The 10,344-nt window shown below is 50.6% G+C and carries 13 protein-coding genes and 1 pseudogene; all 14 read left to right on the top strand.

The genetic code is table 11. From position 1 onward, the window contains the following. Positions 1 to 267, top strand: a pseudogene (locus tag ABUA47_RS07275) (hypothetical protein); the annotation flags it as partial. Positions 268 to 285: 18 nt separating this feature from the next. Then, positions 286 to 498, top strand: coding sequence for a hypothetical protein (locus ABUA47_RS07270; RefSeq protein ID WP_005868879.1), 213 nt, complete (start codon positions 286 to 288; stop codon positions 496 to 498). After that, complete coding sequence (locus tag ABUA47_RS07265; protein WP_005868881.1) at positions 495 to 839, top strand: hypothetical protein; 345 nt, start codon at positions 495 to 497, stop codon at positions 837 to 839. The genes ABUA47_RS07270 and ABUA47_RS07265 overlap by 4 nt, the downstream gene beginning before the upstream one ends. 18 nt (positions 840 to 857) lie before the next feature. Beyond that, positions 858 to 1,202 carry a hypothetical protein gene (locus tag ABUA47_RS07260; RefSeq protein ID WP_005868883.1) on the top strand — a complete coding sequence of 115 codons (345 nt, stop codon included), beginning with the start codon at positions 858 to 860 and terminating at the stop codon, positions 1,200 to 1,202. Positions 1,203 to 1,214: 12 nt separating this feature from the next. After that, a complete protein-coding gene (locus ABUA47_RS07255) occupies positions 1,215 to 1,526 on the top strand; it encodes a hypothetical protein (RefSeq protein ID WP_005868885.1) in 312 nt (103 codons plus the stop codon). Continuing rightward, positions 1,523 to 4,129, top strand: coding sequence for a TraG family conjugative transposon ATPase (locus ABUA47_RS07250; protein WP_005868887.1), 2,607 nt, complete (start codon positions 1,523 to 1,525; stop codon positions 4,127 to 4,129). The genes ABUA47_RS07255 and ABUA47_RS07250 overlap by 4 nt, the downstream gene beginning before the upstream one ends. Beyond that, positions 4,122 to 4,343 carry a hypothetical protein gene (locus ABUA47_RS07245; RefSeq protein WP_005868888.1) on the top strand — a complete coding sequence of 74 codons (222 nt, stop codon included), beginning with the start codon at positions 4,122 to 4,124 and terminating at the stop codon, positions 4,341 to 4,343. The genes ABUA47_RS07250 and ABUA47_RS07245 overlap by 8 nt, the downstream gene beginning before the upstream one ends. A 5-nt stretch (positions 4,344 to 4,348) precedes the next feature. Then, positions 4,349 to 4,945, top strand: a complete 597-nt coding sequence (locus tag ABUA47_RS07240) for a hypothetical protein (protein WP_005868889.1) — start codon at positions 4,349 to 4,351, stop codon at positions 4,943 to 4,945. 6 nt (positions 4,946 to 4,951) lie between these two features. After that, complete coding sequence (locus tag ABUA47_RS07235) at positions 4,952 to 6,007, top strand: hypothetical protein (protein WP_005868890.1); 1,056 nt, start codon at positions 4,952 to 4,954, stop codon at positions 6,005 to 6,007. A 4-nt stretch (positions 6,008 to 6,011) separates the two neighbouring features. Then, the gene (locus ABUA47_RS07230) at positions 6,012 to 6,710 is read left to right on the top strand and encodes a hypothetical protein (protein ID WP_005868891.1); all 699 of its coding nucleotides are present in this window, start codon (positions 6,012 to 6,014) and stop codon (positions 6,708 to 6,710) included. Then, positions 6,697 to 7,980, top strand: a complete 1,284-nt coding sequence (gene traM, locus ABUA47_RS07225) for a conjugative transposon protein TraM (RefSeq protein WP_005868892.1) — start codon at positions 6,697 to 6,699, stop codon at positions 7,978 to 7,980. Before ABUA47_RS07230 ends, traM begins: the two co-directional genes overlap by 14 nt. Beyond that, entirely contained in the window at positions 7,977 to 8,162 is a 186-nt protein-coding gene (locus ABUA47_RS07220) for a hypothetical protein (protein ID WP_007564699.1), read from the top strand. Before traM ends, ABUA47_RS07220 begins: the two co-directional genes overlap by 4 nt. Positions 8,163 to 8,174: 12 nt before the next feature. Then, entirely contained in the window at positions 8,175 to 9,287 is a 1,113-nt protein-coding gene (locus ABUA47_RS07215) for a DUF4138 domain-containing protein (protein WP_005868893.1), read from the top strand. Beyond that, positions 9,284 to 10,344 (top strand): DUF3945 domain-containing protein (locus ABUA47_RS07210; RefSeq protein ID WP_349831496.1); only part of this gene is annotated, 1,061 nt, incomplete at its 3' end. The genes ABUA47_RS07215 and ABUA47_RS07210, both read left to right, overlap by 4 nt.

The following is a 10,344-nucleotide window of genomic DNA, read 5'->3' as shown; positions in this document are numbered from 1 at the left end:
GACGGCGGTTATTACAGAACCCTGGCCTGCAACCTGAAATCCGTTTACTGGGGCATCGGCCTGGGAGGATTCATCGGTACAGAATACGTCCGCCACCCCGATAAGGAATACAACTTCATCATCGGCCCGAAACTGGAAACGGAACTGGAAGTATTCATCCTGCCCCGAACGGCATTGCTTGCCCGCATACAACAACATTGGAATCCCCTATCCATTGACAAGTGGAACACTGTCTGGAACGTAGGAATAAAGATACTGCTCTACTAACCGACAAATCATATCACCATGCTTATTATCATATTGTTAGCCGATACAAATGTATCCGGCCTGATCTCCTTATACCGTGAAATAGGCGCCATGCTGATAGGGGTAGGCTTTCTATGTGCCGGACTAGCGGTACTTAAAAAGCTGATAAGCAACCACGAGCGCACCAAAGAGGCCATCATCACCTATATCACGGCATTGGTCACTTGGCTCATTATCTGGCAACTCTTATGAACGTAGTGGATTTGATACTGGTTGCCATACTCGCCTGTGTCACGCTTCACTTTTACTTTCGGAAAAAGAAGAAAGCACTTTCTTCCGGAAAGGAGAAAGAGAAGCCGATAAGGGAGGCGGTGCGCAAGGAAGGGCAGGAGAGAGCCTGTCCGGTCATCTGCGTGGTATTTCAGCCTGAGCTGGAAGAAGAGGAATTGGCTGCCGAGATAGCCGATATGTACCTGCATGGAAGAGCCTACTACTACTCAGGCAAACCACTGCCGGAACAGCCGAAAGAAGAGCCCATATCCATCAAGTATAAGGATGTGCAATGGGAGAGACTGAAAACGATTCATGTTTAATTAAAAAATAGGAACAAAATGAAAGCAATCGAAAATGTAAGAGAAAAAGCGAACCAAGTCATTAACCGCTATGGAAAGGTTATCTTCACCTTTCTCATATTCTTCACGCTGTTGGGAACGGCACAAGTGGCGGAGGCACAAAGCGGCCTGAAGATTAACAGCCTATCCGAAGTGACAGACAAAGCCAAAGAGGGTGCGGACACCATTCTGGACGTAGCCAAATACATTTTGGCGGCGGTACTCGGCATCGCTCTGGTCTTTGTCATCTATTCGCTTGCCACGAACAATCCCCATGCCAAGGAATACCTGCTCGGCTGGATCATCGCCGTGGTAGTCATCATGGTAGCCTTCCTGATTATCTAAAAACGAAGAGCCATGAGAACCATGCGTAAAATCAACAAGCCGATCAAGTTCTTCGGTCTGTCATCGGGACAGTTCGCCATCTTCATGCTGCTGACGGCCATCATCATCATCGTGAGCATATTCAAGCAGCTGCACCCGATACTCATCATCGGAATCATTTCCGCCATTCTGTTTCTATCCGGTCTGCTGTTCCAAACCTTGAAAAAGGAACACAAGGCCGGTAACCCGGACTACCTGACCGGCCTCCGGATCAAGAACGCCACCCCCCGGCAGATAACGGACAAACGGCAGATTTTCAAATTCATCCTAAAACAGCAACCATGATAGGAATCATCATACTCATATCCCTGCTAATCTGTGCGCTGTGCCTGCTGATTGCTCTGCTGTATATCCGGCAGACAGAGATAGAGGTGAAGGACAAATCCGTGGATCTGGAAAGTGTCTTGCCTATCCAGACCATCACGGAGAACGCCGTCATCAACGGGAACGGTGACATCACCGTCGGCTACCGGCTGCTTCTGCCCGAAGTGTTCACCTTGTCGGAAAGCGAGGCGCAATACATCCATGAGCGGTTGGAGGCTCTTTTGAAGCTGCTTCCGGCAGGCACGGTCATCCATCAGCAGAATTTCTACTATACGGGGCGATACCATCATGCAGAATACTCTTCCAATGCCCTGATAGCGGAGAACAACCGTCATTTCAACGGCAAGGAGATACTGAACAGTTACACCAACCTGTATGTGACGTTCACGAACGGCAGCCGAAACGGTAAGATACGCAAAAGCGCATCGGGCACCTCGCTGATGCGAAAGCTGCACTACCCGTTCAAGCAACCTTATAAGGAATATCAGCAACGGCTGACAGAAATGGAAGCCTTTCTGATGAACTTTGAGAACGGTTTGTCGTCCATCCAGCAGTTTGAGATACGCAAGATGGATGATACGGAACTGAACAACGCCATCTACGACTACGTCAACCTCTCTTACGAGACACCGGAAAACGATGCCACGCAGAAGAGCGTCAACCCTATGGCTGTCAGTGAAAGCGGAAGCATGAAAATAGGGCAGCAGCACGTTTCCATCCTTTCGCTGACCAACGAAGGCGAGCATCTTCAGGAACTGGCCGTGCCGCACACCGGCAAGTCGAAGGCATACGGGGGAAACATAGAGATACCGGACAGCATACGGAGCAAATGCTCGATGCTGTACCCCGTAGGACTTGGCCTGCCGTTCAACCACATCGTAAACATCGTGATAGAGATAACCGATCCAGATGCCACCGTAACGGCCATCGGTGCGGAGAAAGACGCGCTGAACTACATCACCAACTTCTACCCTCCGGCGGCAGAGAAGCAACGCGAGCAGGCAGCCTTCTGCGATGAGATTACCCAGTTCGACTACCAGACCGCCTATACCGCCTTCAATGTCGTGCTGAACGATACAGACCGCACCTCGCTCATGCGGAAAACCGCACTGGTACAGCAAGGCTTCAGCTTTATGAACCAAAGTTCGTGCTATGTGGAGAACGCCGAGCTGTGCAACCTGTTCTTCTGCAACATACCCGGCAATGCCAGGGCCAATTACCGGGGCTTCGTCAACACGACCAAGCAGGCCATCTGCTATCTGCAAAAAGAGGGGATGTACCTTTCGGACGAGAAAGGGCATATCTACCATGACCGTTTCGGTACTCCCGCCAAGATAAACCTCTGGGATTATCCGGCGCTGAACAACAAGAACCGCATCGTTATCGGCCCGTCCGGTTCCGGTAAATCTTTCTGGCTGAACAATTACATCCTGCAAAGCTATGAGCTGGGCCGGGATGTGATGATCATTGACATCGGCGGCTCTTACCGCTCGATGATAGCCTTGAACCGGGGCAAATACTTCGACTCTACCGAGCAGAAGAAATTTGCGTTCAACCCCTTCTTGTGTGACCGTGACAAGAACGGCAAATACCTGTACATCGACACCACGGATGCCGAGTCTGCCGATGACCAGATAAAGACCATCGTCGCCATTATCAGCTACATTTGGAAGGTACGTGAACCCATGCTGCCTGCCGAAAACGCCATTCTCAGGAAATCCGTCATCGGATTTTACGACTATGTGAACAATTCTTCAATAGGAGAGAAGCATGAGCGTATCTTCCCGACGCTGATAACTTACCGGGCTTATCTGAAGGAAGTGTTCAGCAAACGGATGACCGAGTTTGAGAAACAGAAATTCGAGATAGAGGAGCTGTTGCTTTTACTGGAACCCTATACGGACGGAGAGCTGTCATTCCTGCTGAACGCTACCGAGAACGTGGATATCGTGCATGACCGGCTGATAGCCTTCGATATGGAAGATGCCTCTAAGAAAGAGTACTTTCCACTCGTTGCCATCATCACCCTGCAAATGATCGTGGATAAAATCAAGAAACGCCAGGGGTTTGCCAAAGAGCTAATCATCGACGAAGCACTCGACTTCCTGCAAGACGAGAAATTCGGAGACTTCATCGCCTACCTGTACCGAACCTTCCGTAAAAAGGAGGGAAGCATCACGCTGGCCGCACAGAACATCCTGTTTTTGAAAAACATGCCGTCCAGTATCAAGGACTCCATCATCATCAACTGCGCGACCAAGATTATCCTCGACCATTCAGAACACCGGCAGAACCTGCCGGAAGTGAAAGCCGTGCTTTCCATCACGGACGAAGAGGCCTATATGATCGAGTCGTTGCAGCGCACGGAACGCTGGAGAGAGTTTTTCATCAAGATGTCGAACGATGCCTTCATCTTCCGCAACGAGGTGTCCGACTTCGCCGCCGTAGCCTTCGATTCGCGCCAGGCGACAGTAGTACGACTGAAGCAGTTGTTCAACGAAAGCGGCTCGACCTATACGGCCATCAACCGCTATCTGGAGGAAAGGAGGAAAAAGTATGGATGACGCCACCCAAGGGCTGACCGCCCTTCTAGGCTGGTCAACCGACTTCAACGGCAGCGCATACAATCTTGCCGGAAGCATTGCCGCCGCACTTTTGGGCGTTGCGCTCATTTTCGTGGTATGGGCACTCGCCACGAAAAAGGAAAATGCCAAGAGCTATCTGACAGCCTGGCTGGTATGTGTCATATTCACCCTATTATTCATCACCAACAAATAACCGTCATGAAAAGAATCATTCTCATACTCGGACTTGCCGCCTCGATAGGGCTGATGGGAACCGGCAGTGTTCATGCCCAGTTCGTCGTGCATGATCCCGGCCACACCCTGCTGAACTCAACGGAATGGATCGCCAATGTCAAGAAATGGGTTACACAAATCAATGAAATGATCGATGCCCAGGAACTGCGGCTCGGCCTGCAAAAGATCGACCAGTTGAAGGAACTCAAATCATTGAAAGAGCTTGCCGACCTGCTGGACGACGTAGCCTGCCTGAGCAGCGACTACAGCTTTTACCTGAACGTAGGATCGAATTACCACTGCCTGAAATTTCTCAACTTTCAGCGTGTGACCGTCAATCTGAGCCTGAGTACCGACCTGCTGTTCAAGGTGGCCACCGTGACCAGTTACTTCTCGATGAACTCGGAAGGGCGCATGTCCTTTATCGAGCAGGTGAAGGAATCGGTGGAAAAAGCCGCCGAAGAGATGCGTGAGTTTAACGAATCCGTGCGTTCCACGGTCATTTACAAATCCATGAAGGGGCATAACCGGAAGACCTATTACCAGGGACGGTTGGCCGCTTTCACACGACACACCAATTAAAGCGTTATGAATCAAGATAATTTTCTCTGGGGACTTCAGATCACGGACGGTCTGACGATGGAACTCGTTTCGCAAATGACAGTCATCGCCTTCGGTGTTGGTGTCATCTGCTTTATCTGCAACCTAGCATACAACTATCTCTATCACGGAGCCAGCCAGCTGTTAAGCCCGAATGAGGACAAATTTCCCGACATGATGGAAATCGCCCGTTGCCTGGTACTGTTCTTCTGCCTAAGCATATACACCCCCATCGCCCAAACCATCGTAGGCACGATGGAAGTAATCAACGAAGCCACCTCGCTGACCTCCGAGCGTGCGCAGGAATTTGCCCAGTTCATGGCACAATCAGCCATCGAACAAGGAGAGATGATTGCCGAATACGACAAACACAGCCTCCAGTCGGAGGTAGCAGCCGGAGAAGACAGCACCGGCGCCATGCAGCACGAACTGGATAAAAAGATGGAAGAGGACGAAATGACCGGTGTACGCTCCAGCGTGGAGAAGATTGTGCAGCTGCTCAACCCCGCCAACCTCGCCACCCTTGTGCTTCATGGCATTTCCGCCCTATTGGTAGGAATCATACAAGTAGTCATCTTGGGTATCGGCGTGGTCATTGTCAAGCTACTGGTCATTCTCGGCCCGTTTGTCTTTGCCGTAAGCATGTTGCCGGTCTTTCAGAAACAGTTGAGTATCTGGTTCGGTACGCTCTGCTCCGCCTGTATGGTATTCACCGTCATCAATATTCTGAACCAAATCATATGGCAGACCTTCAAGGCCATCTATACGGAAAGTGCCGACATGGTGGACGCAGCTACGCAGCAGATACAATATTTAGGAATGGATCTCGCCCTGATTGGTGCTTATTGCAGCTGTTTCTGGCTATCCTCCAAAATCGTAGGACACAGCGATGCCGGGAAAATCATTTCGAAAACCGTGTCAATCGTCACCACGGCGGCCACCATCGCCCTGATGGGAGGCGCAGCGGCAGGCGGCAAGCTGACCAACGTAGGCGGTGCCGCCTCTATCGGGGCAAGTTTCATAAACGACAACAATAAAAAATAGAACTATGAATCTGATGAAATTCAAAGGAGCAGATGATGCGGTCAAGCTGACTATCCGGCTTTCAGCCGGGTACTGCATCATTCTGACTATCGCTTTTGCCAGCAGTATCATCTTCCTTATCAACAAAATAGAAAAAGCATACGGCCAGGCTCTCGTCATCGACAGGCAGGGAGAAGTCTATGAGGCAAGCAGCCTGTCTGCCAGCGATATGCGGCAATACGAATACATGAACCATGTAAAGACCTTCGTAACCCACTGGTATGCCTTTGACGAGAGCAGCTACGAGAAGAACATTTCGCTTGCGCTCAACCTCATAGGCAACAAGGGGAAGGAGCTGTTGAACGAGTACAACGATGTGAATATGCTGAACTCACTCATACAAAAGAATATCCGTTACGGGGTACGCATCAAGGATGTAGAGATTAACACACAAACGATACCCGTTTCCGGAAAGATAATCTTCACGCAGACCGGGTACCGGGCACGGGGAAGCATCTCACGTAATATCGAAGCGGAGTTCACCATCTATGATATGCTGTCCCGCAGCGAGGAAAATGCGCACGGAGCCAAGATAGAAGATTGGATTGTCCGCTATTCCGAACCCGTGGAAAGCAACGGCACCAACACATCGCAGGCAGCTTCTCCGGGCAAGAATGAAAACCAGTCAGAAACCTCTAAACCAACCGACCATGGAACCGAATAAACTTATCAAAGACAAGAACAAGCTGTTGATGGCCATCCCGGTAATCCTGGGCATCCTCTTCCTTTATGTATTCTTCATCCGTGAGGACGGGAACGTGCCGTCAGGGAGTGACAGACAGGCCGCCTCGCAAGCCTTTTTGGAACCACAGTCGGAAATGGCCGACAAGGTGAACGACAAGATGGAAGCCTATAAGCAGGACAAACTGGAAGAGCAGGAGAAGGCACGCATCCTGAAAGAGTCTCAGGTCAAAGGATCTGATTTTTACTTCGAGCTGCAAAACCAGCAGGAGCGGTATGACCGTGCCACACTGGAGCGCATCCGCCGTATGCAGAACGATCCGTACAGCGAAGTCATGGCAGAATACGGAGGTGGCCGGAACGGACGCTTCTCTCATCAGCTGGAAAGCCAACTGGACGGACTGGAGGACGAGCAGGCGCTCAACGAGATTATCCGGGAAGCCAAGAAGAACTCACGCATCCGCAAGGAACTGGAAGAATCCGACAAATACCGCAAGCGCATGTATGAACGGATTGTCAATTATGACCAAGAGGGAAAAACGGAGAAAGCCGCTGCCAACCCTTCCGGCCATCCATCCGCCGACAGCCTGATGCAAAAAGGCCCGATCTACCATGCCGAAAACGGCAAGCGGGTACGCCGCCAACCGACCTCCGCACCGGGAAACAGCAACCTCTTCAGGGCTTGCATCCACGGCGACCAGACCGTAGTCACGGGCAGTACGGTACGGATGCGGTTGCTTCAGGACGTAACCCTATCCGGCATGAAGATACCGGCCAACACGCTGTTTTACGGTATCGCCACTTTGGGAGCCAACCGCCTCGATGTGGTAGTCAGCAACCTGAAGGTAGGAGACAACCTCAATCCCGTATCGGTGGTTGTCTTCGACAATGATGCCATGGAAGGTTTGAACCTGCCCAATAACCTGAAAGCCAGTGCAGCCAAGCGTATGGAACAAGGTCTTGTACAGAACATTGACATGCCGCTCTCTTCCATCGGCACGATGGCCAGCGAAGTGACCAGCGTAGTCAACGCCACCACCCAGGTAGCCAAGCAAATCTTGAACATGAGCCTCTCACAAGTGAAGGTACATCTCAAGTCCAACTACGAAATGTATATCCAAGAAGAGAGTCAGGAATCGAAGTTGCGTAGGCAAGCCGTGCAAGCGGAGTTACAGAAGCTCTATGAGCAAATGGAACAAGAGAAAACGAACAAGAAAAATCATCCCCTTCAAACATTGATAGACAAATTATGATAGACATTCTCAATTACCTGCTTGCGCTGTCAGCGGTCTTTTTCGGCTATCGGATCTACGTATCACGCCGGAACGGACGAGCCTTTAAAGAAATCCGTCCGCTGACCGTTTCTTTCGGCATTACCCTGCTTCTTCTATGGGGCATTACCGTATTCACCGCCTTTTTTTCAAGAACCGTTTAACATATCGACAACATGAAGAAATATATTTATCTACTGTTTTACTGCTTTGTGTGCAGTCTGCCGCTCTTCGCTCAGGAAAACGGCACTCCCCGGAAACAAGCCATCAGCCAAAAAGACATCTTTATCTCTTTCGACTGTGTGAAACACCTGGTATTTCCTGTGCAAGTATCTGATATCGCCATCGGCGAACAGGAGCTTGTCATGGCCAGCCGGGTAGAAGAGGCGCCCCATATCGTCAGGCTCTCGGCGCAAGCGGAAGGATTCACCGAAGAGACCAACCTGACCGTAGTCTGCATCGACGGAAGCGTTTACACCTATCACATCCGCTACCTTCCCGAAGGCGGCACGGATTCGTACCCGAACATTTACGAGGACAACGGGAAATGGCAGCACCATGACTATCAGGCAGAAGTCAGCGACCTCCATCTGGCCGAGTTCTTCTTTCCGGAGGACATCGCTTACGGAACGCCCGGCAACGAGGTGTCCTTCACTCTGGCCGCCTACAACAACCAGTTGAAAGTATCAACCGCCAAAGATGCCGTGGCATATTCCAACCTGTTTGTGGTGGATAAGGCCATGAACACTTACCACATCACCATCAAACGGGGCAATACCTCCGTATTCACCTACAATTTTGATGACCAGCGCAAATATACCGCCCATGTGGATGTGAACAGCGAGGAAATGGAAAGATGCATCCAAGAGCTGCGCACCAAGAAGCGCAACATCTACAGCCTGGGGGTCATCGAGAACAAGTTTGAGTTGTCAATGGCCAATCTGTATGTGCATGAGGACTTCATGTTTTTCATCTTTGACCTGAAAAACAAATCATACATCGACTACGACATCGAGTTTGTCAAATGTTTCCAGCGTGACCAAAAGAAGAGCAAGAACGCCATCCAGCAAGAAACGACCATCGAACCTATCTATCAGAAAGATTTTGATACGAAAATCAAGGGCAAGAGCCGGAACCGGCTGATACTTGGTTTCGACAAATTCACGATACCCGATGATAAGGTATTCGAGATCGAGATTTACGAGCGAAACGGCGGGCGGCACATCAAGCTGGCCGTGTTGAACGAATACATCCTTTCCGCAGAACCCTTATACAAGCCACAGCCATGAAACTGAGAGAAGCATTAGACACCTATATGTTCGACAACGTGGGACAGTTCGGCGGCATCGCCGAATCACTGGGCTATCAGACCGAATACCGGGACGGATATTTCCGGTTCCGCAAAGACGGGGAAGAGCTGAGCATGAGCGTAAGCGAAATCAGGGAAAAAGCCGGAGCAAAGTACGATGAAAGCCTTCGTGACCAATCAAAAGAACGTGTATCCGCCCTTTTTGACAAGGAACGTGCCAATGATCCTAAATATGTCGCCGAGCTGGAGAAGGATGGCATCAGCATCAAGCGGTGGGAGAACCTGAAGGGACATGACAAGGACGGCTTTACCGTCATCGACCATCGCCTGAAGGTATGCTACACCGGACAGTCGCTCTATGAATACGCCTACAAGCAAGGGAACATCCTCGACGGGAAAGGCACCAAGCTGGAAAAGGGTGTCATGTCTGATTTGATGGAGATACACGGCAAACCGGGGAAGCTCCGTTTCAACGATGACGGAATCTCCGTATTCTACCGCAAAGAGGCGTTGGTTATCCCGGACAAGGTGCTGGGAAAGAAGTTGGGCAAGAAAGAGAAAGAACAGCTGCTTGCCGGTGACATCGTACCCATCACCGTAAATAAGAAGGACATCCTGCTGCAAGTTGACCGGGATCTGAACTCCGTCATCCTGCGCACCAACCAGGAAATCAAGATTCCCGACATCATCGGGCAGACCAGCGAATATGGCGGCTACAAGTTAACCAAAGCCGACAAATACCTGCTCGCCAACGGCCATGCACTGGAGAACAAGCTGCTGCACAGTCCGGAAGGCTACTTCATTGCCGACATCCAACTGACGGATGACAGGAAAGGAGTCATGATACAGAACATACAGAGTATCACTCCCGGCAAGGCACAAGAGCTGATCAAGGCCATGACCCCCAAACTGGAAGCCCATGCGGCCAACATAGAAGCTGCAAAAGAGCAAAAACACGAAGAGGGGCGCAATATGGAAGCCGAGTTTAAGGAAGCGGTGGGCAAACATGACTTTGAAAAAATCGGGAAGCTCAAAGA

It is taken from the genome of Bacteroides sp. RTP31139st1_H2_RTP31139_211217, from assembly GCF_040227615.1.
GTDB lineage: Bacteria > Bacteroidota > Bacteroidia > Bacteroidales > Bacteroidaceae > Bacteroides > Bacteroides uniformis.
Note: the sequence above shows the minus strand (reverse complement) of the source record. Positions and strands in the feature narration are given on the sequence as shown.